The 25,171-nt window shown below is 62.9% G+C and carries 23 protein-coding genes; 8 read left to right on the top strand and 15 right to left on the bottom strand.

All coding sequences use genetic code 11. The annotated features are described in order from the left end of the window. Positions 1 to 36 precede the first annotated feature (36 nt). The 4 genes from ACQUSW_RS07325 to ACQUSW_RS07310 all read right to left on the bottom strand — a co-directional run bounded on the left by ACQUSW_RS07325 (position 37) and on the right by ACQUSW_RS07310 (position 3,087). Positions 37 to 579: a hypothetical protein gene (locus ACQUSW_RS07325; protein ID WP_428931636.1), complete on the bottom strand. Its 543-nt coding sequence runs from the start codon at positions 577 to 579 to the stop codon at positions 37 to 39. Positions 580 to 730: 151 nt separating this feature from the next. Beyond that, positions 731 to 1,687, bottom strand: coding sequence for an NAD(P)/FAD-dependent oxidoreductase (locus ACQUSW_RS07320; protein WP_428931635.1), 957 nt, complete (start codon positions 1,685 to 1,687; stop codon positions 731 to 733). A 65-nt stretch (positions 1,688 to 1,752) separates the two neighbouring features. Further along, on the bottom strand, positions 1,753 to 2,445 hold the full coding sequence (locus ACQUSW_RS07315) for a hypothetical protein (protein WP_428931634.1): 693 nt from the start codon (positions 2,443 to 2,445) through the stop codon (positions 1,753 to 1,755). A gap of 84 nt (positions 2,446 to 2,529) precedes the next feature. Next, positions 2,530 to 3,087, bottom strand: coding sequence for a hypothetical protein (locus ACQUSW_RS07310; RefSeq protein ID WP_428931633.1), 558 nt, complete (start codon positions 3,085 to 3,087; stop codon positions 2,530 to 2,532). An 84-nt stretch (positions 3,088 to 3,171) separates the two neighbouring features. Here ACQUSW_RS07310 and ACQUSW_RS07305 point away from each other — a divergent pair, with 84 nt between their 5' ends. From ACQUSW_RS07305 to ACQUSW_RS07290, 4 genes are all read left to right on the top strand, one after another. Continuing rightward, complete coding sequence (locus ACQUSW_RS07305) at positions 3,172 to 3,738, top strand: MarR family winged helix-turn-helix transcriptional regulator (RefSeq protein WP_428931632.1); 567 nt, start codon at positions 3,172 to 3,174, stop codon at positions 3,736 to 3,738. A 113-nt stretch (positions 3,739 to 3,851) separates the two neighbouring features. Continuing rightward, a complete protein-coding gene (locus ACQUSW_RS07300; RefSeq protein ID WP_428931883.1) occupies positions 3,852 to 4,313 on the top strand; it encodes a DUF3817 domain-containing protein in 462 nt (153 codons plus the stop codon). Positions 4,314 to 4,465: 152 nt separating this feature from the next. Further along, positions 4,466 to 5,452, top strand: a complete 987-nt coding sequence (locus tag ACQUSW_RS07295; RefSeq protein ID WP_428931631.1) for a Gfo/Idh/MocA family protein — start codon at positions 4,466 to 4,468, stop codon at positions 5,450 to 5,452. Further along, on the top strand, positions 5,449 to 6,492 hold the full coding sequence (locus ACQUSW_RS07290; RefSeq protein ID WP_428931630.1) for a Gfo/Idh/MocA family protein: 1,044 nt from the start codon (positions 5,449 to 5,451) through the stop codon (positions 6,490 to 6,492). The genes ACQUSW_RS07295 and ACQUSW_RS07290 overlap by 4 nt, the downstream gene beginning before the upstream one ends. Here ACQUSW_RS07290 and ACQUSW_RS07285 read toward each other — a convergent pair. The 7 genes from ACQUSW_RS07285 to ACQUSW_RS07255 all read right to left on the bottom strand — a co-directional run bounded on the left by ACQUSW_RS07285 (position 6,464) and on the right by ACQUSW_RS07255 (position 16,102). After that, positions 6,464 to 7,138 carry an alpha/beta fold hydrolase gene (locus ACQUSW_RS07285; protein WP_428931629.1) on the bottom strand — a complete coding sequence of 225 codons (675 nt, stop codon included), beginning with the start codon at positions 7,136 to 7,138 and terminating at the stop codon, positions 6,464 to 6,466. The two genes, ACQUSW_RS07290 and ACQUSW_RS07285, sit on opposite strands and share 29 nt — an antisense overlap. Positions 7,139 to 7,223: 85 nt before the next feature. Further along, positions 7,224 to 9,809 carry an alpha-mannosidase gene (locus tag ACQUSW_RS07280; RefSeq protein WP_428931628.1) on the bottom strand — a complete coding sequence of 862 codons (2,586 nt, stop codon included), beginning with the start codon at positions 9,807 to 9,809 and terminating at the stop codon, positions 7,224 to 7,226. Next, on the bottom strand, positions 9,806 to 10,384 hold the full coding sequence (locus tag ACQUSW_RS07275; protein WP_428931627.1) for a D-sedoheptulose-7-phosphate isomerase: 579 nt from the start codon (positions 10,382 to 10,384) through the stop codon (positions 9,806 to 9,808). The genes ACQUSW_RS07280 and ACQUSW_RS07275 overlap by 4 nt, the downstream gene beginning before the upstream one ends. Beyond that, positions 10,377 to 11,342 carry an ROK family protein gene (locus tag ACQUSW_RS07270; RefSeq protein ID WP_428931626.1) on the bottom strand — a complete coding sequence of 322 codons (966 nt, stop codon included), beginning with the start codon at positions 11,340 to 11,342 and terminating at the stop codon, positions 10,377 to 10,379. The genes ACQUSW_RS07275 and ACQUSW_RS07270 overlap by 8 nt, the downstream gene beginning before the upstream one ends. Before the next feature lie 103 nt (positions 11,343 to 11,445). Next, on the bottom strand, positions 11,446 to 12,480 hold the full coding sequence (locus ACQUSW_RS07265) for a LacI family DNA-binding transcriptional regulator (protein ID WP_428931625.1): 1,035 nt from the start codon (positions 12,478 to 12,480) through the stop codon (positions 11,446 to 11,448). Then, complete coding sequence (locus ACQUSW_RS07260; protein WP_428931624.1) at positions 12,477 to 14,321, bottom strand: MBL fold metallo-hydrolase; 1,845 nt, start codon at positions 14,319 to 14,321, stop codon at positions 12,477 to 12,479. Before ACQUSW_RS07260 ends, ACQUSW_RS07265 begins: the two co-directional genes overlap by 4 nt. After that, positions 14,318 to 16,102 carry a hypothetical protein gene (locus ACQUSW_RS07255; protein WP_428931623.1) on the bottom strand — a complete coding sequence of 595 codons (1,785 nt, stop codon included), beginning with the start codon at positions 16,100 to 16,102 and terminating at the stop codon, positions 14,318 to 14,320. The genes ACQUSW_RS07260 and ACQUSW_RS07255 overlap by 4 nt, the downstream gene beginning before the upstream one ends. A gap of 30 nt (positions 16,103 to 16,132) precedes the next feature. Between ACQUSW_RS07255 and ACQUSW_RS07250 the strand changes: the two genes are divergently transcribed. Further along, positions 16,133 to 17,752 carry a beta-N-acetylglucosaminidase domain-containing protein gene (locus ACQUSW_RS07250; RefSeq protein WP_428931622.1) on the top strand — a complete coding sequence of 540 codons (1,620 nt, stop codon included), beginning with the start codon at positions 16,133 to 16,135 and terminating at the stop codon, positions 17,750 to 17,752. Here ACQUSW_RS07250 and ACQUSW_RS07245 read toward each other — a convergent pair. Genes ACQUSW_RS07245 through ACQUSW_RS07235 form a run of 3 tightly spaced genes read right to left on the bottom strand, consistent with a single transcriptional unit; the run spans position 17,705 to position 20,677 of the window. Then, the gene (locus tag ACQUSW_RS07245; protein ID WP_428931621.1) at positions 17,705 to 18,370 is read right to left on the bottom strand and encodes a hypothetical protein; all 666 of its coding nucleotides are present in this window, start codon (positions 18,368 to 18,370) and stop codon (positions 17,705 to 17,707) included. The genes ACQUSW_RS07250 and ACQUSW_RS07245 overlap by 48 nt on opposite strands. Next, positions 18,370 to 19,233, bottom strand: coding sequence for a hypothetical protein (locus ACQUSW_RS07240; protein WP_428931620.1), 864 nt, complete (start codon positions 19,231 to 19,233; stop codon positions 18,370 to 18,372). Before ACQUSW_RS07240 ends, ACQUSW_RS07245 begins: the two co-directional genes overlap by 1 nt. Next, positions 19,220 to 20,677: an FGGY family carbohydrate kinase gene (locus tag ACQUSW_RS07235; protein ID WP_428931619.1), complete on the bottom strand. Its 1,458-nt coding sequence runs from the start codon at positions 20,675 to 20,677 to the stop codon at positions 19,220 to 19,222. Before ACQUSW_RS07235 ends, ACQUSW_RS07240 begins: the two co-directional genes overlap by 14 nt. A 72-nt stretch (positions 20,678 to 20,749) precedes the next feature. Between ACQUSW_RS07235 and ACQUSW_RS07230 the strand changes: the two genes are divergently transcribed. From ACQUSW_RS07230 to ACQUSW_RS07220, 3 genes are read left to right on the top strand one after another with little or no spacing between them, the layout of a single operon-like run. After that, on the top strand, positions 20,750 to 21,508 hold the full coding sequence (locus ACQUSW_RS07230) for a DeoR/GlpR family DNA-binding transcription regulator (RefSeq protein WP_428931618.1): 759 nt from the start codon (positions 20,750 to 20,752) through the stop codon (positions 21,506 to 21,508). Further along, positions 21,505 to 22,791, top strand: coding sequence for a 3-oxo-tetronate kinase (otnK, locus tag ACQUSW_RS07225; RefSeq protein WP_428931617.1), 1,287 nt, complete (start codon positions 21,505 to 21,507; stop codon positions 22,789 to 22,791). The genes ACQUSW_RS07230 and otnK overlap by 4 nt, the downstream gene beginning before the upstream one ends. Then, positions 22,788 to 23,384 carry a class II aldolase/adducin family protein gene (locus tag ACQUSW_RS07220; protein WP_428931616.1) on the top strand — a complete coding sequence of 199 codons (597 nt, stop codon included), beginning with the start codon at positions 22,788 to 22,790 and terminating at the stop codon, positions 23,382 to 23,384. The genes otnK and ACQUSW_RS07220 overlap by 4 nt, the downstream gene beginning before the upstream one ends. Before the next feature lie 22 nt (positions 23,385 to 23,406). Here ACQUSW_RS07220 and ACQUSW_RS07215 read toward each other — a convergent pair whose 3' ends face one another. Beyond that, positions 23,407 to 24,954: an FAD-dependent oxidoreductase gene (locus tag ACQUSW_RS07215; RefSeq protein ID WP_428931615.1), complete on the bottom strand. Its 1,548-nt coding sequence runs from the start codon at positions 24,952 to 24,954 to the stop codon at positions 23,407 to 23,409. Positions 24,955 to 25,171: the final 217 nt, after the last annotated feature.

Raw genomic sequence — 25,171 nt, 5'->3', positions numbered from 1 at the left:
TCACAGTCGATTGTAAAGGGTCTTGGCAAAATATGCTCACGAAGTTGTGTTAAGCATGCCGATAACCACCGCCGTCCACCACGCGCCCTGCGAAATAAGTGCGCTGGTAACGCACCAGAACCGCAGTCGCCACGGCACGCGGCGGAAGCGGATTGTGCCGGGAAGGCGGTGCAGTTGCGCGGTCATGCGGGTCATTGCTACGCCGTTGAGCGCAGCGATGAGAACGGCAAGCATTTTGATGACGGTGAGGGGGCTGGCAAAGTTCGCTTGCAGGAATGCGCCCGTTGCCATGAGTCCACTGATTCCCAGCCAGGCCAGCGGTGTTGCGATGCGCTCGATAAACCAGATATCGGCGACTTCTGCGCGCCCGATCGTCCACAGTAGAGCTACCGATTCGAGTAAGACGGCCGCGCCCAGGCCGGCTACGAGGGCGGCAAGATGACCGAACAGTGCGGGGTAGCGAACCCAGTCGTCGAGGCGCAGCACGCTGCCCAGCCATATCGAAAGAAACATGCCGATAAGTACGGCGCTGTAGCCGAGAATTCGCCGATGGCGGGCGCGACGGAGTGTGAGCTGCATGGCTGGGTCACCGTTGACTTCCTGCGTGTGCGGTGCGGGGGTACACCGACCGAAGACACACTAATCAACATGCAGACAAATAGATGTGGGCATGTGGATAACTTTCCCCCTGCGCCGGGTGCGACGAGGGATTACTGAGCGCGACGGAGTGCTAGTGCGCGGTGGTGATGCCTACGCTGTCATGCACCATAATGGCGGCGGCGCGTGCTCCGGCGCCCGCGGCAACAATGAGCTGTTGTGGGCCGGGTGAGGCCACGTCTCCTGCGGCATAGAGGCCGTGTTCACTGGTGCGCCCCGAACTGTCGACAGCGAGGTTGCCGTCGGAGTCTCGCTGCGGCGTGATGCCGTCGAGGAATGAGAGGTTGACTGACCACTCGGGCCGCACGAATCCTCCGTCGAGCTCAATGGGTGTGCCATCGGTGAGCACAGCCTGTTCGAGCTGTCCGCGTTCGCCGCGCAGCTCTGCGATGGGTGTGCGAATGACGGTGACGCCGCGCGAAGCGAGTTCCCTTTCGTCATCGGCCGAGATCACGGGTGCCCCGTGGGTGAAAACAGTGAGGTCGGGGGTGAAGCGGGCGATGAGGCGGGCACGGTCGGCAAGGTCGGCCGATTCGCCGATAAGGCACAGGCGCCGCTGGCGTAGTTCCCAGCCGTCGCAGGCGGCGCAGCTGAACATGGTCATGCCATAAAAGCCCGTGAGACCTGTGACATCCGGAAGCGTCTCGCGCAAGCCCGTAGCCAGCAAAACGCGGTGGGCGCGCACAGTTTCTGTTGCCTTTTTCTTGCCGATATGGGCCAGGAATTCCGGATGCTGCGCCCCGGCCACCTGCGCAGGGGCAACCACCCGCTCGAGGCTGTGCACGCGCTGTCGGGTGAGCACCGTGACGTTGGTGTATTTTTCGAGTTCGGCGCGGCCGAGTCGACGAAGCTCATGCGGTGGTATGCCGTCGCGCGTTAAGAACCCGTGGGAGTTCATTGTGGCTGCGTTGCGCGGCCGGTCGGCGTCGACTACGAGCACTCGCATGAGTGATCGTGCGAGATTGAGTGCTGCGGAGAGTCCGGCCGGACCGCCACCGATTATGAGCGCATCGTAGGTGGTGGAGCTCATGCTTCAATCCTGCCACCACCTGGCTATGGGAGCACCGAGTGCGGGCTACTCGATCGCGGTGCTGGCTACCAGACCACGATGGGGTTTTTGCTGAAGACCTCTTCGGCGACGTCGACGGCACTGCTGGTGGCACAGTTGATGTCGATGTAGAGCGCGGAGTTAGGGGTGGCGAATGCGCGGGCGGCAATCAGCCAGTTGCCGGTGTCGGTCTCGCCGTAGATGTTGAGGTGGTCGACTCCGGGAGAATCCGGGATCTGGTACGAGAACTTTCCGACTTCGGTGTAGTCGACAACTTCGGCGGCAGTGGCGTCGAGTATGAGCGCGAGCACTTCGGCAGTGGCGTCACGGTCGTCCTGTGTGCCGACGTCGCCGAGCATCCCCTGCCAAAAGCCCGCTGTGCAGTCGCCGTTGACCTGTTTGTATTCCCAGCCGCCATCGCCATCGTCGGGCTTGGAGACCTCCCAGTCGGAGTCCATCATGAACCCGTCTCCCCATTCGACGAAGTCTGTGGAGTCGAGATCGGCGCCCTCGGCGAAGCTGAGTGTGCCGCCATCGGAGGTATCAAGCGCGTCGGAGTCGTCGTCGAGGTCATCGGAGTCATCGAAGGGGTCTTCGGTCGACGGGTGGCTGGTAGGAAGCTCTGTTGGCTCAGAGGGGATCATCAGAGAGAGGCATCCGCTCAGTGGCAGTGCAATGGCTGCAATGGCCACTGCGACACCCCAGCGGCGCACGTCTGTGAGCGGATGTGTTGTTTTCATGCATCGAGCCTAATCGAGGGCGCGGCCGGTAGGTAGCTGTGAGCACCTACCGGCCGCGCCGGGAATGGTTTTTTCGGATGCATGTTACTGGTCGGCTACTGTTTGGTCGGCTACCGTGCGGCAGCGGCGACGCGCGTGGCCGTAGCCGTGGCCGTGGAGGCGCTGACCGCCGTGGCCGCGGTGACGACCGTTGTGGCCACGCCCGAAGCGGCGAGCTTTGCCGTAGCCGCGGGGGAGAGGCGATTCGCCATCCCAGCCGAGAGTGCGCGCAAAGGTTTCTAGTGTGCGCAGGGTGGTGTCGAGGTCGGCGCTGGAAACGCTGGCGGCGAGCTCATCGCGCAGTGCCGCGTGGGCTGCCGTGACGCGTTCGACCGTTGCCGTGCCTGTCTCGGTCAGCTGCCATCCGCTGATGGTGGGGCTGGCCCATCCGCGTTCCACGAGCGTGCCGATGTGGCGACCGCGCAGGCGGTGGGTAGAGAAGTCGGCTGTGTGCAGCATCCGGAGCATTCGCCAGTCGCGGCGACTGATGCCTTCGGCCTCGAGCACTCGGTCGTGGGCGCGGCGTAGCAGCGTGTGAACGCCGCCGAGCCACTGGCCCAGGCTGTGGTCGATTGTGGTGTTTGTTGTGTCGTTGGTGTTCATGTTTTACCTTACTTGTTATGTGACATGTGTATGTATGATGACATGCACTTGAACTACATGTCAAATCGCATGTATTGTGGCGGTATGGTTTTTGATCGTGACGACGTGGCTACGGACGTCGTGCAAGCCCTCGCTCTGCTGCGCCAGCGTCAGCGTCGACCGGGCGAACCCCGGGGGCGCGGTGATAGCGGGCACGGTGACAGGGCGCACGGAGATCACGGGCACCGCGGTCACGCGCATGGTGGAGGCCACGAACGAAATCGACGACGAGCAGGCATGGCCGCCATGGCCCGCGGACGCATGCTCGAAGTGCTCGCCACCTCTGGGCAGCCCATGGCAGTGAGTGCCATCGGTGAAGCAATCGGAGTCGACCAGCCGCGAGCCTCACGCCTCGTACAGCAGGGAGTCGAAGAAGGGTTTGTTGAGCGGCAGGCCGACACGGAAGACGCGCGCCGCACGCTCATCGCCCTCACTGATGCAGGGCGCGAAACGGCACACCGGATGCACCGCGCCCGGCATGAAGCTATGCAGCAGGCGCTCGCCGGCTTCAGCGCCGAAGAGGCCGAGCAGTTGGCGCGACTGCTCACACGCCTGGCGGAAGCGTGGCCGCAGGTGCCCGCGGCATCCGGAGACCACGGCGATCACGCATAGTTCATACTTTTAGCTGATTCGCGCGCATAGATGCTCCCGATACGGTGGCTAAAGAATGAGCGCCGCTGTGCACGCATTCCCTCGTCTTTATGAATCTTGATGACAGGAGCATGATGTTCCGTACGCCCGCCCGCCTCTTTCGCGTCTTGGCGGTGGCCGAAGCGATCACCTGGACGCTGCTGATCAGCGCCCTCATTGCCCGCGCTCTCGGCGCCACCCCGCTCACCGTAACGATCGCCGGAGGCATTCACGGGTTCGTCTTCTTGTCTTATGGGGCCACCGCCATTTTGGTGGCGCTCAACCAGCGCTGGGCTGTAGGGGTGGGTGTTGTGACGGTCGTGAGTGCGATCGTTCCGTACGCCACCATCCCGGTTGAAATTTGGCTCGCCCGCAGCAATCGCCTCGAAGGTGCATGGCGACTCGAGCAGACCGACGACCCGCGCGACGCGTTCTGGATCGACCGGCTCATGCGCTGGTTCTTGCAGCGGGCATGGGTGCTCGCACTGCTGATCGCCGTTGCCATTATCGGGCTGTATGTGGCGCTGCTGATTATGGGGCCCCCTGGCGGGCGCTGAGTCCACGGCGGCGCTTGCTGAGCCGGAGGGGGCTGTGCTGTGGCTGCGGCAATCCGTTGCCGCGCCCATCGATGTGGTAACGATGCCATAGCAGGTGGTATCGTTGCCACACGCAAAGAAGCGAACCGACACAGCAACGATGAGGAGTGCCTGTGCACCAGGGGACAATCGGCGTGGGGATCGCCGGATTTTGGCATGTTCACGCACACGATTACGCAAGGGATGCCACGCAGCATCCGGCGACCCAGGTTGTCGCCCTGTGGGATCCCGAGGAGCAGAACCGTGAAGACGCACACCGCAAACTCAGTGTGCCAGCGTATGACGACCTCGACGCGTTTCTTGCGCGCCCAGAGGTACAGGGCATTACCGTGACAACGGCGACCAATGAGCACACCGAGGTTATTTCGCGCGCACTGAAAGCCGGAGTACACGTCTTTACCGAAAAGCTACTGGCGCCCACGGTCGACGAGTGCGAGGCGCTCATCGCGCTCGCGCGAGAAAACAACGTGGCGCTGGCGGTGTCGTTGCCACGACTGAGCGAACCGGTCGTGCGAACCACCCGCAGCCTTATTGATCGCGGTGCACTCGGCGACGTGACTTACGCGCGCGTGCGCCTGGCCCACGATGGCTGGATCGCCAACTGGCTACCCGATCGTTTTGCCGACCCGGTAGCTGCGATTGGTGGAGCTTTCGCCGACCTCGGTTGCCACCCCGCTTACGTGATACAGCATGTGTTGGGGCCGCAACCCGCCTCTGTTTCCGCAGAGTATGGCCGCATGACGGGGCGCGAAGTCGAAGACAATGCCGTCGTTACGGCGCGCTACGACAGCGGGGCAATAGGGGTCGCCGAGGCAAGCTTTGTCACGACACCGGGCGCCTTTGCCCTCGAAGTGCGGGGAACAACGGCATCGCTTCTTTATGGCTATGGACGCGATGAACTCATCGCCAAGGGCGGAGAGTTTGGCGACGAGTGGGTGTCGCTTGAGCTCGAACGGCCAGCCCCCTCACCCTTTGACAACTGGGTGTCGGCTATCTATGGCGATGCTGACACGACAGCAAACCTGACCGCAGCCACCAACCTCACACGTTTTATTGTCGCCGCCAATACCGCGGCAGAACAGAAGGGCACAGCACGATGAATGCACCATCAAGCCCCGTGCGAATCGGCCTCATCGGTGCCGGAGGAATCGCCGGAGCACACGTGGCGGGTTACCGACACAACCCCGAACTCGTTACATTCGCTGCAATCGCCGATCCTGTGCGAGAGAACGCCGAGCGCCGTCGCGGCGACGACGCCAACGTGCAGATATATGCCAACTATCACGACATGATCGCCGCGGGCGGGCTCGATGCCGTCGATATTTGCCTGCCGCATCACCTGCATGCCGAAGCCATCATCGCGGCGGCCGAAGCGGGCCTGCATGTGCTGTGCGAGAAACCGCTGTGCCTCACCCTCGAAGAAGCCGCTGCCATCACGGCCGTCGTCGAGCGTACCGGAGTCACCGTTATGTGCGCGCATAATCAGCTTTTTCAGCCCGCCGTCGCGGCAGCCCGGGGCATTATCGACAGTGGCGTGCTTGGCCGTATCTATGAGGTTCGCACAACCGACAGTTTCTACAACGACTTCACACCCGAAAGCATGGGCTGGCGCGCTGCTGCCGTAACGGCGGGTGGCGGTGAACTGATCGATACTGGCTACCACCCGCTGTACCTGCTGCAGTATTTGGCGGGAGGTACGCCCGTAGAGGTTGCGGCGATGCTGTCGCGGCATCGATTGCAGTTTATGGAGGGCGAAGACTCCGCACAGGTTCTCGTGCGCTACGACAACGGCGTGGTGGGGCATGTCACAACCAGTTGGGCATACGAACCGGCCGTAGGCACAGAAAAATTCTCGCTTGTCGGGCAATTTGGTTCACTCAGCTCCGACGGAAAAGAGCTCGTCTTCCGTATTCGTGGCAGCGAACCCGTCGTGCACTCGTTCGACGAGGTGCACGAGTTTGCCGCCGAGATCGAACACTTTGCCACCAGCATCCGAAACCGCTCGCGGCCCATCCAAACGCACGAAGAGGGCATTGATGTGCTCGGAGTGATTCTTGCCGCCTATCGCTCAGCAACCGATGGCCGCATTGTTCCGGTGGGCGAGAATGCCCCTATGGCACTAGCCGACTCAGCGAATTAACCCCTGCCGCATCGATAAGCAACTGGGCGACGGCGTCGGACTGCTCCATATGCGGCCAGCGTCCGCCGGTGAGAGAAACCACCGTGACATCGGTCATGCGAGCCAGCTCACCGGCGGGTTCTTCGCCCAGCGCAATCCAGCGCCGTACGTCGTCTGCGTCGATCTGCGTAGAAACAAGTGTTACCGGAACCGTAAAGCGTCGAGGGTCGGTGAGGCGCTGCACCGAGTCGAGGCACCGTACCGCCGGTTCTAGCCGGTCGTGAGCATGAGTAAAACCGGTAAGAACCGATGTGCCGTGCGCGCTGGGAAAACCATTGATGTACACGGCGTGCATCACACGCTCGGGGCGGCGATTGACGGCGGCGTGAACAATGCCGCAGGCTTCGGCATGCCCCACGAGCATGACGCGCCCAGCGTACCGGTCAATCGCAGAAACAACCTCGGCAACATGGTCGGCGAGCATGAGTCCCGAGCGTGGCGCCATGCGCGATGTCAACCCCTGCAGGGTTACCGGATGCGGCACAAGCCCCGCGGCAGCCAGCTGAGCGTCTACTGCATCCCACGTCGAGCCGTCGAGCCACAGTCCCGGCACAAGAATGACATGCACCTCGGATGCTTCACTTCGTGGTGCCCTGTCGTCTCGCATAACCTCTATCGTTGCTGCGAGGCAGCAGGGCGACCAGACCCTTGACTTCTGGGCCGCTGGGTGCTGCTATGCCTGTGCGGTGTAGCTATGCAGGCTCGTCGCCCAGCGGCCACTCGAGGAGGTCGACCTCAACTATCGGCAGTTCGGGGTCGACGGGAACGCGGAAGGTGCGCAACTGGTGTGGTGCGAACGGTTCTTCGATCACGCGGCCGATAACAGAGAGGTCAATGCGCGAGACGGTCTCTTTACCCTCGGTTTCGATCGCTCGCACAATAAAATCGGCCGCAGCCTGGGTGGGAGTATCTTCACTGCCCTTCACCGCTGTGACCAAGACCGAACCGCCGCCGTCGTCAGCAAAACTCGCGCGGGCAGCGAGGTCGCCGTCGTGAAATGACTCCTGCTGTGCGCGCACAGGTGCTTCTAGCGCGGCAGCGCGGCGGGTCGGCTGCGCGGTACGCCAGTCACCATCGTGGGCGATGAGCTCGAGACTGAACCGTTGAATAGCCTGATCTTGGAATGAATACACGCCATCGGGGTCGAGCAGCCGTGGGTCGTGCCACGAGTAAACGGGGCTACGCACCGCAGTTATGCCGATGCTCGGCACTCCGCTGTCACCGGCCGGAGATGCATCCCAACCGTGTTTCGACGTGCAGATAACCGTGAGCCCTGCCGCCTCGCCGCCTACTGTTCCCGTGAGGTCAACCCACGACTGTGCGGGCTCTTCCGCACCGTCGACGGGGCGCTCGATCGTGCCGTAGGGAATCTCATACGTCGCCTGCGGGTTTGATACGGCAACCGGAAAACGCAGCTTCATCAGGTGCGCCTTCTCACGCCAGTCGAGTGTCACGTTCACACGCACAACCGCCGAGTCGTGAGAAAGCAGATACTCCTCAATAAGAGAACTGCTACCCCATGATCGTTCGACACGCACGCGAGAACGCAGAGGACCACTCTCGCGCACAACAATGCGGTCGAGCCGCATGCTCTCGCCCGGCCACGCATAAGAAACGACACGGTGTCCCCACGTGTCGGTCGGGTCTTCGCACACGACCGTACGCGGCTGGTCAGCCGTTCCCGCCAGCACATCGACACCCGTGGCGCGGTGGAGCAGCGAAACCAGGTTGCCTGTTTGTGGGTCGAGTCGCAGCTCGACATGATCGTTTTCGATGACGGTTCCGTCGTCGGAGACCATCAGTGATGTGGTTTCCGGATGCACCGGGCCAGGCATGATGCGGTACAGGGCGTAGCCCAGAGCCGGCACATCGGCGCGGAAGGTGACGGCGCCCCGGCTCATATCGCCCGTGGTTGCGGTCGACTGTGTTGCCTGCGAGGTAACAGGTTCGCCGCGGTTATCAACCACGTGGACGCCGTGGGGCTGCGCGCCATACTGCATGTCGACATCGACCGACACAGCCCACGGATGCGGGTTAAACACCACGACCGGCTGGCTCGAGGTGTCGGTGGGAATGGCGATGCGGCGCGCAATCCGGTTGTGCGCTCGCGTGATGATGCGCTTGGAGATCGCAATGGCCTCACCCAGCTGATCACGGGCGTCGTCGTACGACTGTTCAATCGCCGAACCCGGCAGGGTGTCGTGGAACTGGTTGAACAGCACTTGTTTCCAGGCCCGCTCCAGGTCACCACGCGGATACTCGTTCGCACCCAACCCCACCTCGATCGCTGCCCAGCGCTCGGCTGCGAGTACAGCATGCTGAGCACGGCGCTGCCAGGCCTTAATGCCGGAGTGGGCCGAGTAGCATCCGGGAGCATGATGTTGAAGGTCGTCGCGGCGCACGGGAAGCGAGCCGAGAAAAGCTTCGCCGCGGTTGAGCATTTCGTCGAAGTATGCGCGGGGTGACGACATAATCATCCTTCCGAAAGTGCCCATTCGGTCGTAGCGATGGATCGACTCGATATTCGCCTTGGTGGGCCCACCGCCGTGGTTGCCGACGCCATAAAACACCATCATTTCGCCGAGCGAGCGGTCGAGCTGGCCCAGTGCCTTCTCGGTCTGGCCCGAGACGTCGCCGGGCGGGCTGCAATATTCAAAGGGAATACGAAAAGCCAGCACACGCGAGCCATCGGCCGACTCCCAGTGAAAGAGCGTTTCGTCGAGATCACCCTCGTGTGGCCCGGGGCGCAAGAAGCAGTATGAATCCATGCGCTGCCCGCGCAGCACCATCGGCAGGCTCGCTGCGTGCCCGAAGGGGTCGACGTTCATGCCGCTCGTAGCAATCATCCCGAAGCGATTATGCAAGTAGCGCTGACCGTAGAGGCCCTGGCGGGCAAAAGATTCTCCCATCGGCATATTGCAGTCCGGCTCTACCCACCAGCCGCCGACGTTCACCCAGCGGCCCTCCGCCACGCGCTGAGTAATGCGAGCAAAAAGCTCCGGATCCTGCTCTTCTACCCACTCGAGCAGCACAATCTGATCGCACGTAAAAATGAAGTCGGGATACTCGTCCATCCGGTCCAGTGCGCTGGCGAAAGTGGCGCGTGCCTCTTGATAGCCCTCTTGCCACGGCCACAGCCACACCGGGTCGAGGTGTGCGTTGCCAATCATGTGCAGAGTTCGATCGGGCGTAGCAGTGGGCCGCGGTGCCGGTTGCATATCGCGTGGCTGCATGCCCGAGGGGGCATTGGCGATGGGTGCTCGACTGTGCTTTGTCATGCCAGCACCTCTCCCGCAGCCCACGCATCAACAATTTCTGACAACGCATGCAGCAGAAACGTATGCAGCTCTTGAATACGTGGTGTTTCTGTACTGTGCACGAGAAACACGCGATCAGCGTGTTCGCGGGCAGGCCCGCCATCGCCCGCCGCAAACAACACTGTCGTTGCCCCGTTTTCGCGTGCCGTGGCCAGACCGGTGACGACGTTGGCGGAGCGTCCCGACGTGGTAAATGCAGCCACGATATCGCCGGGCCGTGCGAGCGCCTGCACCTGGCGCGCAAAAACATCGTCGAAAGAGTAGTCATTGGCTATGCAGGTGGCAACCGTTGCGTCGGCCGTGAGTGTCACGGCGGGAAGGGGACGGCGTTCGCGGCGATAGCGGCCGATGAGCTCGCCCGTGAAGTGCTGGGCATCGGCAGCACTGCCACCATTACCGAAGGTGTAGAGGGTTGCACCTCTCTCAAAAGCGGCGACGAGCATTGTTCCCACCTCCCTCACGTCGTCCAAAAGCTGTGCGGCATCCGCGGCAGTGCGAATGTGTGCATCGAGCTGGGCGTCAAGCCAGTCAGACACGGGTGGCCTCCATGAGGTCGAGGGCGAGGGCTCCGGCACCGACCACGCAGACTTCGTCGCCCAGTGCAGCGAGAACGACATCGACGTGGGCCGCGGCCGGCGGCATGGCAGTTGTGCGCACGATGTGGCGCACAGGGTCGAGAAGTTGTGCGCCCGAGCGAGTAACCCCGCCTCCGAGCACAACGATGTTGGGTTCAAAAATGTTGACCAGGTCGGTGATGGCCTGACCAAGGAGCGCGGTGGTTTCGTCCCAGATATCACGAGCAAGGGTGTCGCCGGATGCTGCAGCGGCAGCCACATCCTGTGCCCGAACCGGCGTGCTCTCGCGCAGGATCGAGGGCACTTCGCTGGAGCTCAAGGCCTCGCGTGCACGACGGGCGATGTTTGTGCCCGACACATAGGCTTCGAGGCAGCCGCGCCGACCACACTCGCACGGGCGGCCTCCGCGCTGCACAGTTACGTGCCCGAATTCGCCGCCATTACCGGCAGCACCGCGGTGAAGCCTTCCGTCAACGACAGAGCCGCCGCCGACTCCGGTTGAGATCGTGAGGTAGAGAGCCGTGTCGTGTCCGCGTGCTGCGCCAAAACGGTGCTCACCGCGTACGGCTGCGGTTGCGTCGTTTTCGACAACCGCGGGCACCCCGAATTCACTTTGAGTGAGGTCAACGATAGGAATGTTGATCCAACCCGGAAGATGCAGTGGATGCGTGAGTATCCCGGCCGTGGAATCGAGAGGGCCGCCGCAGCTGATGCCTACAGCGCCCGGGTTCCCCACCCCGGCTGCTGCGATGCTCCGTTGACCCATCTCGAAAAGGTGAGCAATGACCTGCTCTGGTCCGCGCTGTTTGTGCGTGGGCTCAGAGAGAAAACCGTGGCTGTTTCCGTCGGGCGTCACCATCGCGACCGCCAGTTTTGTGCCGCCGATGTCGAGCGCCAGCACGGGTTGCTGCATTGCCATTCATTCCTCCGGCCCGCGCGCTTCGATGCGCGCAATATGACATCGTTCCCACATAATAGCAACTACTGGATACATCACAAGATACGTACCGGTTACCTCGGTGCTAAGTCGCTACAGGCGGCGGCGCGATCGAACCGCGATCAACGAAGCGCGTAGGCATCACGAGGGTGCGGACCGGAGCATCCGGAGTCTCGATGCGCTCCATGAGCGCACGCATCGCCATAGCGCCTAAAACACCTGCCTGCTGGGCCCGCGTAGAAACACCGGGGCGTACCATGCTCATCCATGGTGCATCATCGAAGCCCACGACACTGACGTCTTCGGGTATACGCAACCCCAGCTCAATGCATGCGCGCCAGGTGCCCTCGGTCAGTACGTTGTTGGCCGCAAAAACGGCCGTGGGCCGGTTGGGCATCGACAGCAGACGTCGAGCAGCGGCCGAGGCTTCGGCGGCATCCCAGCCGGCCTTGACAATGAGTGAGTCATCGGAGCGAACCTTCATCGCCGCGAGGGCATCGAGGTATCCGCGCTGGCGTTCCATACCCGTCGTCCACTCGGTCTCGTCGATCACCAGGGCGATACGGCGGTGCCCGGCCGAGAGCAGCCGCTGGGTCGTGTCGCGGGCAGCCGCACGGTTATCAACGACAACAGCGTCGGTGCCCTCGAGGTCAAAACGGCGATCGACCTCAATCAGGGGCACGCCGGTGCGGGTAAGAAACTGATTGAGATCGGCCGAGACCGGTGTGGCAATAACACCCGAAACACGCGAGGCGACCAGGGTCTCTGCGGCCTCGAGCTCGTCGGAGCTTTCTCCGCGCAAATCGACGAGCACGAGTGTGCGTCCGTGTGCGCGTGCCTCCTCACCAATGCCTGAGGCCAGTTCGGCATAGAAGACATTTCGCAGATCAGACACCAGCACACCAACAGAGCGACTCGTGCGCTGCTTGAGGCTGCGAGCCATGGCATCAACGACGTAGCCCAGATCTTTTGCCGCGGCACGCACGCGCTCACGCACTTCGGGCGCGGCATAACCGTTGCCTGAGAGCGCGCGTGAAGCAGTGGAGCGCGATACGCCGGCGGCCTCAGCCACCTCGCGGATGGTTGGTCGTGTCACTGTCGGGCGCTGCTCACCACTCACCTGTGTGCCTCCGTGACCGTGAGAAGTGCCTCGGCATGTTGGCCGAGACGCAGATCACCGATAGTGACGTCGATGGCAATTCTTTGACGCTCCCCAGCAGACGTTGGAATGACCGATAGATGCACGCGGGCCCCCTCACGCGAATCGAGATCGAGGTCGATCGAGGCCTCGTATGTGCGCCAGCCTAGCGGCAAAATCGGCGTAATTCTTACCGGGGCCGGGTGGGGAAGCGGGTTAAACACGTCAATGTCATACGTCTTTTCACTGCCGACCGTGGTTCGTGCGCGGTACGGAAAAATGCGCGCGGCCTGGCCGTCGGGGCCAATGCCCACGGCCTCGAGGGGGAGTAGCTGTTCATGCAGGGCGTCAACCTCTTCGGCAGCCTGCTCAAGATAGCGGAGATATTCGTCGTCGACCCAGCGGGGTTCCCAGTGTCCGCTGGCGAGTAATCCCGGTGCAATCTGCCGATACAGCGCAGCGCTTTTGCGATAGTCGCCCAGCTGAAAAAGGTTGCGGTACTGGTAATTCATAATGTCTCGCCGACCGTCGCGGCCGCCCAAGCCCTCTTGTTGATCGCCGGTAAAGACCACGCGAGTGTCGTCGACTTCGACCGAGTAAGCCACGGCGTACAGCGTGTGGCCGGGTTGAGCGTGTGCAGTCAGTGTGTATTCGTTCCACGTAAACGGCTCGTCAAGCGCTATGACTCTGTCGGCATGGATCGGGTCGTACCACTGGCAGGGCAAGTCTTCGCGCCATGGGTCGGCCATGACGGGGGCAACGTTCTCGGGAATCCACAGCTGTGTTCCCTCAACGTCACGCAGTAGAGGCATGCCTGCTATATGGTCGTCGTGATAGTGCGTGGGTAGTGCCACGGTGATAGCGGTGACGCCGTAGTGATGGCGAAGCGCGGGCAGTGAAGCAAGCCACGGGCGCCGTGCTGCTCGCTCTTGGCCGGGAGGAAGACCCGTCGTCATGTCGTACCCGTAGTCGATATCGAGGGCTTCTCCGCTGTCTGACAGCAGTACATAGGAGCACGAGATCGATGTGCGGTTGAGTAGCAGGTGGGGCGTGAGGGCCACGAAGGGGTCGTCCAGTCGCGCCTGGAGATCCCACGGGTATGAGCGGCGCGAATTGACGTAGTGCTGCATGCGCTCTGCCAACAGTTCGAGTGCATGAGCAGCATCCGGCATAAAATCACCGTGTGACGGCGCCACATGCGTCACGCCCTCGCGTGCCAGAATGCGGGCGCTCAGCACCGTCATCGCAGGGCCCTCATTTTGCGTATACGACCACTGGGTGGCCGCCAGCGACCACACCTTGCCGGGCGCATAAATGAGGTCTCCGCAGAAACCAATCGACTGGCCCGCGCGCTCCATGATGTAGGTGACCGAGCCGATCGTGTGCCCGGGGGTGGGCAGTACCCGTAGTTCGACGCCCGCCGCGCGCACCGTCCGATACTCGGGCACGGTCGAATCAACAGCAACTGAAGCGAGCAACGAGAAGCGGTCTTGGCGCAGTGTGTAGTCGTTGTCGAGCTGTCGACCGTGCCACATCTGTTCGACGCTGTCGAACAGATCTCGTTCGACGGGCGGCACGTGAATGCGGGCACCGTGCTGCGCAGCAAGCGGTAGGCCCTGCGCCTGGTCGCGATGATGATGAGTCATAAAAACGTCGCTGATACGCCGAATACCCAGTTCATCCAGATGTTCGAGTGCAGCACCGGCACCAAAGTCGATGGCTATTGCGTCGCGTTCACCTTCTGGCAGTGAATCATCGACGATGAGATACACATTGCAGGTGTCGGCAATGCGCCACACACCGCTCGCGACCTCGGTGATCATCGCTTTTTCTTCTTACTGCGGTACTCACTCCACGTGCGGGCAATAACCGCTAAGTGTTCTGCCTCTATGGGGTCGTTGGGCTTCATCTGTTCGATGTAATACAGCGCAGGCACACCGAGACCAACTTGCGCCTGAGCGTACTCGAGCCATTCATCCCGGTTCGGCATGGGCCACTGATCAGTGTCAACCGGATGCTCCGGCAAAACCGATGCCACAATTTCGTAGCGCGCTCGCAGCTGGGCCGCTACCGAGACGGGGCTTCCCGTTGTGTCGTGTTCGAGCACATCGTTCGTGCGGATCATGTCGCTGATGTCAGAAAACGATGGGTGCACTGTGTGGGTGATCACGAGCGCATCGCTTTTGACCGATGTGGCTGAGGTGTGCAGCTGGGCAACGAGCTGGTGCAACGCGGCAATGCCCCACACCCCGTCGCTGTCGGGGGCGGAGTGCAGCATGGTGCCGCTGGGGGTGCGCTGCGTGAAGTCGACTTTGAATCCGTCGGCATTCAGGCCTGCGGGCGAGAGCAGGTACTGCACGATGGCGTGTAGTCGCTGCCGATACGCGGCACTGCCCGGGTCAACGGATACTGGCCTGCCCGCGGCATCCGTCACACACTCTTCTGCGGGAAGCCCCGCAGGGTCCCATGCCTTCCACCACAGCAGCACTTTTCTGCCTTCGTTGTGCCGCTGCTGAATCCAGCCTTTGAGGTCGGGCCACGCGTCGGTGTCGGGCAGCGCCGTACCGTAGTGTTCTTGCCATCGGTCATCGATGACGAAGGTGCCAGGGTCGAGCGAGGCACTGCGCAGGCGGGCGAGAAACTCGTCGTAAATTTCTTGTCGGCACAGGTCGGGGGCAGGAGCGCCCCCGCGGGCAACCTGAGCGCCCCAGCCGCAAAAGATCGGCTCGAGCCACCAGGGCTGAATCTCTTTTGTTTGTTGTGGTGCGCACTCTGTGTCGATGAGGTCGGTGCGGTATTTTTCGAGTGCCGTGGCCGGAGAATCGACGGCGCGAATAACCAGCGTGGGCGAACGCCAGTGCCCGTCAACGTGCGTGTGGCCCTCATAGGCGAGGCGAATGAGTCCGCCATCATCGACGGGGTCGAAGCGCATGGTGGTGAAGCGCAGATCGGCGACCGGTGCACGCAGCCAGGTGGCCAGCCACGGCCCTTCGCCGGGTGTAAACGCGTCAACGACGGGCGAGCGGCCAAAGGCGAATGCCAGGGGAGGCGGTGAGAATATTCCGTTGAGACGGCCAGGGTCAGCATCGCCCACCACTCCGAGCGATGCTGCCGACCAGACGGGTCGCACGAATGCGACGGGTTCGGTGGGGCTGGGCACGTAGAGAGAGTGCGCGTCGAAGCCCGAGCGGAAGGTGCCGGCTGCGCCCGTGGGAAGAACGCCGTCGCCGCCCAGAAGTGTTGTATCGGTCAGGTGGCCGTGGCCGTGCACCTCGGCGGTAATCTCGATTGTCTCGTTTGTGCAGCGTAGTTCGAGCACACGCTTGTTCCATGCGGTGGAGTCGGTGCGCACGGTGACGACGAGTGCACCGTTGTGCTCGATAACTTCGGGTTCGAGCAGGTGCATAGCTTCGTCGCGAGCGGTGCGCGTGTGCACGCTCGACAGTGCACACAGGCGCATCCAGCGCTGCCCGGCGGCGTCGCTGAGCTCAAAGTAGGGGGAGCGCACTAAGCCGTCTGGCCCGGTTTTCCAGGTCAGTGTGTAGCTCGCGGCTTCAATGGTGCGGCTGTCGGGATGATCATTCAGCAAAGGCCCGGTGCTCATGCCATCAAGTCTATGTGATAACGTTCCCATGTGTTCAATGACGACGCCAATTTTGCCATGCTTATTCCTCGTCCGAGCGACATCCGGTGGGGCTCTGGACGCTTCTTTTTCGACGACGTTCTTGTGCGTATGAACGAGCGCACCAACCCGGCTGTGCCCTACGAGGGTTACGTTCTCACCGTCAACGCCGAGACAGCTGAGCTTCAGGCGCGCGATGCACGAGGGTTTCTTAACGGATACACGACCCTGAGGCAAGTGGCCGATAGCAACGCCGGATTCGTGCCCGAGATGACGATCACCGACGCCCCCACCCTGGCCCGGCGCGGCATTATCGAGGGCTTCTATGGCGAACCATGGACGCATGATGAACGCCGCGCAGCACTGCAATTGGCTGGCCGACTCAAGCTCAACTCCTATGTTTATGCACCCAAAGACGACCCGTATCACCGCGATCAATGGCGTGAACCATACCCGCCCGAGGCCCTCGCCCGACTCGTTGACCTTGCACAGGAGGGCCTGCGCCATGGAGTCGATGTGGTGGTGGCTCTTCACCCCGCCTGCTCAATGGTGTTCTCGGACGAACACGAGCACGAACTGCTCGCCGCGAAAGCACGCCAGCTGCTTGATGCCGGTATTCCAGATGTCGCGCTGCTGTTCGACGACGTACCCCCACGCACCGTGCACGCCCGCGATAAAGAAGCATTTGGTGAGGGCGGAGGGCCTTTGGGTACCGCCCACGCTATGACCGTACGCCGCTTTGCTGCAGCGCTCGAAGGGCGCCGGGCATCCGACGATCTTTTTGTTGTGGCAATGGATTACGCCGGCACCCACACCAACGACTACCGCGCTGCGTTCGTGGCGGGGTTGCCCGACGAAGCGCGAGTGTGGTGGACAGGCAGTGACATTGTTGTCGGCGAGATCACGCGCGAAGATATTGACGCGGCCGCCGAGGTATTTGGCGACCGTCTGCTGCTGTGGGATAACTTTCCTGTCAACGACTTTGATCGAGGCAGGGCATTCCTCGGACCCCTCATCGGAAGAACCCGTGAAGTGCACGGCTCGGCGCTGCGCGGAGCATGGACGAACCCGATGGTCGAATACTCACCCGGCGGTTTTGGCATCGCGTCTTTTGCCGACTGGGCGTGGAACAGTCGCGACTACGTGCCCGCGAGATCGGCGCGTGCGGCTCGCGTACTCATCGCCGGAGCGCAAGCATCCGAATTGGAACCCCTGCTGGCGACGCTGTCGTCGTGGCCGCCATCGGCCTCCATGGAGACCGACCTTGCAACGCTTGCCCGCCGTACGAAAGACGGCTCAGTCCCTGCGCGCGAACGACTCCGGGCTCGACTGCGCGAGTGGGTTGCTCTAGAAAACGTGAGCGTCGACGAAGAACCAGCGCGGTCACTGCAGCCATGGCTGCACGCTGCCGTCGACATGGCGAAGGCAGGCCTGGCGGCGCTCGACCTGGACGAAGGAACAGCCACGGCGGTCGAAGTTGCTGCCGCGCTTGAGCGTGCAGAAGCTCACAGCGCCAAAGTCGGCGTCGATGTCATACCAGAATTCGTGCGGGCAACCGCCGACAGCCTGCTGGGTGAGGGCGTCTTAGCGGGGAAGGCCGGCGAGAAAGGCGCGGGCACCCGAAGTAGGTGACGACACAATGCGCGCATCGGTGCCGATGGCGCCCGCGCCGACGGCGTCGGCCATCGATGCCTGAGCTAGTACGATCACCTCCGCATGCGGGGCGGCCGCAACGGCCTGCCGAATAAGCTCGTCGTGCCGTTCGTTATCGCCCTCGGCGCGGGCGGCCGCTGCGCCATCAACAACCGTGGCCGTCACCGTGACGTTTTCTCCCGCGGCATCGGCGCACGCCTCGACCAGTCGCGTCGTGGGGCCGAGCGTAGCGGTCAGGGTGGCCAACACGACAATGCTGCCATTGCCTGCGCGGGCACGAGAAACCGCTTCAGCTGCCATGGCCGCGTCGACGCGGGTGACGGCAACATGGCCGCTGCGCGCAGCTTCAACCGCTGCTTCGCCGATCGACGAGCACGTGACCAGCACGTAGTCGGCACCAGAATCATGAAAAGCGTGCAGATGACGCCGGAGATCATCGCGCACATCGTCGGTGATACCGTGCGCGATCGCACGCGCAAGCAGTGACGCGTCGGCCACGTGAATGATCTCAAGCTTGTGTGGGCCGTCGAGCAGCATCCGGTCAAAAGCAGGAGCCAGGGCTGGTACCGTGTGCAGCACGCCAACTCGCAGAGCCATTAGTGCTCCCGCCACGAGAATGCGTGCTGATCGACGACACTGGCGAGTTCGCCTAGGCGAGGGACGGAATGTTCGCGCAGCGCAGTCGGTACATCGGGTACCCCCACGACGTCGCTCCATAGCGCGCGGCCCGCCAAGAAACCACTGGCACCGGCCTGACAGGCGGCGCGCACGGCGGGAGCAAATCTCTCACGCTCCACACCCTGCGACAGTACGACCCACGGCACCGCCATGCATTCGTTGAGCGCGGCGCTGGCATCGCGCTGCTCGTCTTCTGTGCCGCGCCCGCCCAGCGGAACCTGGGCCTTATAGAGGTCGGGCTGGAGCGCCGATAGCTCTTGCGCTGCCTCACGAATCGCGGTATCCGTGTCGAAATCAGACTCACCGGATGCTGCGCGAACAACCGGTTCGAGCACCGAAAGGAGACCCCGGTCGCGCGCCGCGGTAATGAAGCGTTTCGAGAGGCGAATCCGGGCTTCGCGGCGCCCGTCGCGCCGCCAGATTACGAGCAGTTTGAGGGCGACGACCTGCTCAGGAATATTGTCGAGCGCCGCTTCATCGAGCTCGGTGTCTTCTACCGGGCCGCCGTCGTGCTGTTCGAGAGCATCGACGGCAAGAATAAGGCCCGTCGATGCCGGAACAGCGGAGCGTACGTGATCGAAACCATAAACGCGGTCGGCCAAGAATGCCGAGGCGTGGGGTGCCAGTGCGTCGGCCACAGCCGCTTTGAAGTCGATTAGAACGCGATCATCGGGGCGGCCACGTCCGGCCAGATCAAACATGTGGCGCAGGCTTTCACGCTGGTCCATTGCAACCATCGCAAAACCGCCGCCTGGGCGCGCGAGTGCATCAAGGGTGGTCATTGTTCTCCTCGAGGGGTGAATCCTTTGGTGTGTGTTTTTGTGGTTCGGTTGCCAGCAGTGCCCGAAATCGTTGGTAAGCATCGTCAAGCCCCGGAGCTTGAGAGGGCCGGATGTCGGTTGTTGGCAGGTGCGCGGTGTGCGGCGCAAGTCCAGACCGAACGGCCGCGAGCAGTGCCGCGCCGGCGGCAACGGGTTCGTGCACATCGGTGCTGATCGTGGGAATCCCGCTGCATGCGAGCAGTGGGCCCCAGGCCGGAATGCGCTGGAGCAGTGAGCCCAGCACCATCAGGCGGTTGGAGAGCGAACCCGCAAGATCATCGGCATAGTCGCGCATCCATCGCGACTGCAGGATGATCGCCTGCAGCACGGCGCGAGAGCGCTCGTCGGCGTCGACATCATCGTGCCCGGGAGCAATGCTGGTGATAACGGTCGCGTTCGGGTTGGGTTGCGGGCACTGCCGACCGGCAGGATAGGGGAGCACCGTCAGTGGGCTCGTGGTCCATTTCGTAGGAATCGCTGCCTGTAGGCGCGCAAGAGTGTCGTCAGCCGGATGCCGCTGGCTCCACCACGTGAGCATCGCCCCGCACGACCGGCTACCGCCCATGATCGTTGCCGCCGTGTCGTCGACCGTGCGTGAGACTGCGAAGCCTGCGCTCACGGCTCCGACGCGATCACAACTCTTCGTGATGCGAATAACGGCTTCGGCTGTGCCGAGAGATACGGCCGAATGGCCCTCGTCGCGCGCGCCCAGAGCCCACGCTCCCACAGCATGATCGTGCCCGCCGATATACACCGGAATACCGGGCGGCAGACCAAGGGCATTGGCGTGCGTGAAACCAGCGGGTTCTGTGGGCGCAACGATGTCGGGCAGCATCCGGGCCGATAATGAGAGGTCGTCGAGCAACTGCGTATTCCACTGCCGCGAGTCGCCCTGCATGAGCATGGTGCGGGCGGCAAGGGTGTGATCAGAGGCAAAAACGCCGGTGAGTGCGTGCGTTGCGATGTCGGCGACGCCCATCCAGCGCTGCATCCGGCGCAGTACTGTCGGGTGCTCTGCCTGCAGTTCAATAAGCGCCACAGCCGCGGGTTTTGTCGTCGCGGGAACGCCGGTGAATTCAGCGAGATCGGGGCGTGCGGCAAGCAACGTCTGCAGGTGTCGGGGGTGCACGTGGCGGTCCCACCGCAGCAGTTCGGTCAGGCCTGTGCCGTCTGCGGCAATTGCCGCGCCACTCTCGGCCATCGATGCAATGCCGACGGCGGCGATGGGGCTGTCTGCGCTGCGAAGGCATGCCGTGATCAGTGCGGCAATGGCCGCACGCAGCGCTTCTACCGTGTGTGGCGTTGGAGCGCTGTGTGCTGCTTTTATGTGCACAGCCGTGCTCACCTCGACGAGGACCACCTTTGTCGAGGTGCTGCCAATATCGAGGCCGAGCACCAGTGCCATGCGTCTAGTTTGTTACTTTATGAACAACTAATGCAAGTATGTGCAAAAATTAACGGACAGAAGGAGGTATGCATGCGCTATACCGACGCCCCGGAACGCCGTGCCGAACTGCAGCAGAGAATCACCGATCGCGGCTATGTCTCTTCGGCCGAGGCGGCCCAGCTGCTCGGTGTTTCGGAGATGACCGTGCGTCGCGACCTGCGCCTGCTCGAAGAACAGGGGCTGGTTCGCCGAGTAGCAGGTGGTGCGACCGTCACGGGCGGAGTGCCTTTCGACAGCCGCAGCACCGCCCAGTCAACACAGAAACAAAAAATCGCGCGGGAGGCCGTTCGCGAACTCATCAGCGCGCGTGTTATCGCGCTCGATGCTGGCACCACCGTGGCAGCCGTCTTACCACTGCTCCCGAATGCAACGGTGGTGAGCCATTCCCTCCCGGTCATCGAAAAACTCGCCGCCGACCCCTCCGCCGACCTCATTGCCGCCGGCGGCCACTATCAACACGACACGCGCAGCTTTGCCGGACCCTTCACAGAAGAAATGCTGCGAACCGTACGCTGCGACACCGTGCTTCTTTCGGCGACCGCCGTGACCGCTGACGCGCTGTGGGGAACCAACGCTCTCGACGCCGCTATCAAACGCGTTCTTATTGCGCAGTCGCAGCGGGTGGTGCTGCTGGCCGACGCCTCTAAATTCGGCGATGAGGCACCGGCAGCACCCGTACGCATAACGGGGCTCGGCGCTATCGACGTCGTGGTAACGGACGCGCTCATTGACCCCGCGCACATGCAAGCCTTTGAGAAGGTCGGCGCCGCTATAAGGATCGCACCATGAGTTTCGCGCTGGGGGTCATCGCCGACGACTTTACGGGAGCCTGCGATGTTGCCGCGGGCGTGCACTCCCTTGGCTTCTCCGTTGACATTGCCGTGGGAGTACCCGCTGCGATCGCTCCACGCGCGATCGATGGTTTCGGTTCGACCGACTGCGTCGTGGTCGCGTTGAAGACGCGCACCGCTGCGCCGCACGAGGCCGTTGCCGACAGTGTTGCGGCCGCACAAGCATTGCAGAGGTGGGGCGCCACCCGCATCTACCAAAAATACTGCTCCACCTTTGATTCGACAGCCGAGGGCAATATCGGTCCGGTCGCCGACGCCCTGCTCGATCACATCGGCCCCGATGCCGTATCGGTCGGTACACCGGCGACCCCCGCGGTCGGGCGCACGGTCTATCGCGGGCACCTTTTTGTGGATGACAGCCTCTTGTCGCAGTCATCCCTCGCGCACCATCCGCTCACGCCCATGACTGACTCTCGAATTGTTCGACTGCTTGCGCCGCAGACGCGGCATCCGGTGGCACTCATTTCGTTGGAGACGGTGCGCGAAGGTGCTGAAGCAATTAATGCCAGCATCCGGATGCTGCGCACCCGCGGGGTTCGCCACATTCTGTTCGATGCCATTGATGACTCCGACCTACGGGCAGTCGCCGACGCCGTTGCAGCTGAGCAGAACGTGCTCACGGCGGGTGCCGCGGGGCTCGCGGTTGCGCTGGCAGGCAGGCGTGAGCCGGATTCGTCCAGACCCGACCATGCGCCTGTTGCGGGGCCAGGCCTCATCGTTTCTGGCAGCGGTTCGCAGCGAACCCGCGCACAGGTGGCGCACTACCGCGGACCGGTCATCCGGCTAAATGCCGGGTCACTGATGACTCACGATCGCGAAGCAGTCGTGGCTGATGCGATGCAGCAGGCTGCAGCGGCGTGGAGCACGGGTGCTGTTCCGCTCGTCTCGGCCACCGCCGACCCCGAACAGGTCGAGCAAGTGCAGCAGCGGTGGGGGCGCGCGGCCTCGGCCAAGGCAGTGGAGGCGACCCTCGCGCACATTGCCGTGAGCGCGGTCGAGCAGCATGGCGTGCGGCGCATACTCGTCGCGGGCGGCGAGACCTCAGGCGCCGTCACCGCAGCACTCGGCATAACGACCCTGCGGGTGCGCACGGTGCTCGACGCCGGCCTTGCGTGGACGACCGGAACCGACACCGCAGACCGTGTGCTCGACCTCTGCTTGAAGTCAGGAAATTTCGGCGCAACCGACCTCTTTACCTCCGCCTGGAAGGAGCCGCTATGAGCGCCGAACAACTGGTCACCGCCTGCCGAGAGCTTGTGAGCGCAGGGCTATCACCGGGCAGTTCCGGTAATGCCAGCATCCGGGCAGGCAACACAGTGTTTATTACTCCCGGCGGGTTGTCACTCGCTCGAATAACCGCCGCCGATATCTCGATCATGACCATCGACGGCGAACACCGCGCGGGGCCGCGCCCGACGAAAGAGTGGGCCATGCACACGGCCGCGTATGCGTCACGCCCGGATGACACCGCCATCGTGCACGTGCATGCACCGGCGTCGACCGCTGTCGCCTGCCTTCGCCACCGACCCGGTGATGACCCACTACCGGCGTATACGCCGTACCGAATCCGCATGATTGGACGAGTGGAAATCGTTCCGTACGCGCCACCCGGTTCGCAAAAACTCGCGCTCGCCGTCGGTGTGGCAACCAAGAACAGCGCTTGCCTTCTGCTGGCCAATCACGGCAGCCTCGTGTGCGCGAGCAGCATGACAGCCGCCGTCGATCTCGCGCAAGAGATGGAAGCAGCAGCAGCGCTCACTCTGGCATTGCACGGCCGTGACGCCGCCGTGCTCGACAGCGACACGGCATGGTAAAACTCAGACAATGCGGGGTCGGTCAGCGTATATCGGGCACCGTAAGCACGGCCGCATTATCGCGCAGACGCTGCTGCAGCGCCGATGTCTCGACGTCGTGCACCGCGACTCCGTGGCGTGCTGCCATCGCCGCTGCGGTTCCTGCCGCCTGACCAAGCATCTGGTACTGGGGTTCCATACGCACAGAAGAAAACGCGATATGAGACGCTGAAATACAGACGGCCACCAGCAGGTTCGTGCACTCCTCGCGCCGGGGGATGAGTGCCGAATAGCCGATGCCGTACACGGGAACCCGCACCGAAAGGTAACCCTCCGTGACAACCATGGCAATCGGGTCCGGATGCTCATAAGCCCACCGCCACGCCCGCTGCACCTCGCGCACATCAAGGTGGTACGAGCCGAGCGCGACGACATCGTTCGGGGTGCGGCCAGCGATGAGATCGTGTTCTGTGAGAATCACATCGGAAACCATGCGGCGGGCTTCACGCACATACAGCTGGTGCGGAAGGTGGCCGGTGTCGGTGAACTCATCGGACGGGAGACCCCACGACTGCATTTCGTTCCGGATCGAGGCCGGGACAGCAGAATCGTGGCTGAGAAACCACAGCAGATCTTCGGCGTGGTGCAGGTGATGCGAGCGAATGTGTTCGCGCTGTGCGGTATCGGCCTCGGGATAGAGCCAGGCGCTGCCGTCGAGCACGCTGAGGGAAAAGGGGCCGAGAGAGTTTCCATCGGCCTTTCCACCCGGTAGATTCTGCTCGAGTCCGACGTAGAATCCTGCGGGTTGTATGTTTCCACTGCGTTCTGCGGCATGAAAGATGCGCCGACCGAGTTCCCAGTGATCCTCGTCGTATTCGGGTCGGCGACGAAACGGAATGCGGTTGCTTGCGCGTGAAAGGCACACCCGATAGCCGTACGACATCACTCCGCCGTCGCCAGAGCCAACCTCGGCTAGCGGCTCGGCCTTGATCTGGGGCAGCAGCGCACCAGCGGTCACCCCCGAGGGGTCGTCGCGGAACGGCGAGATCCACGGCGGAGTTGTGTGGCGGCCGGGCATGAGCTCCTGCCTGCCGGCGAATCGCTCGCCGTACAGCGACCGATCTTCGCGGCCGACCGCAAAAGAAACGCCTGCCTGGGCGAGTACGTCTCCTTCGTAACTCGCGTCGACAAAAACATCAGCGATAACCCTCGTGCCGTCCGTGAGTTCGAGGGCTTCGACCGCGCTGTTGCTCTTCTCAACACGTGCCAGCTGTGCGCCGAACACGACCTCGACACCGGCCTCGTCGAGCCATCGGAGAAAAATATGTTCGGCCACGTGCGGCTCGGGTCCGGCGAAATGGCCGAGGCCGACGCCATAGTGCTCGGCCACCGCCGCGCGAAACTCTGCGGCCATGCCACCCAGCGCGCGTACGTCGCCGACGTCGGTGTAGCCGAGCCCGCCACTGGTCATGCCTCCTACATGGGCGCCGGGTTCGAGAAGAACGGTGGTGGCCCCGGCTCGTGCTGACGACACCGCCGCACAAACGCCCGCCGAGGTCGCGGCATAAACGGCAACGTCACACGGTGTCATGATGACCTCGCGGGGCGCTAAGCACAGAAGCGCTGCTCATGGCAACCCCCGTGCTTCGAGGAAACACACGGCTTAGCCTCAGCCCATGACCACAGGAGAAAGACGGTTGCGTCCAGCGGAGAACCCGTCGTATAGTCTTACGCATGTGGTAACGATGCCACATTTCGACGGGAAACGCGTGACGACACAGAGGTCGCCCGAGTCCCCCGTACAAGAA

Origin of the sequence: Microbacterium luticellae, assembly GCF_050408645.1 — a bacterium.
Taxonomy (GTDB): domain Bacteria; phylum Actinomycetota; class Actinomycetes; order Actinomycetales; family Microbacteriaceae; genus Microbacterium.
Note: the sequence above shows the minus strand (reverse complement) of the source record. Positions and strands in the feature narration are given on the sequence as shown.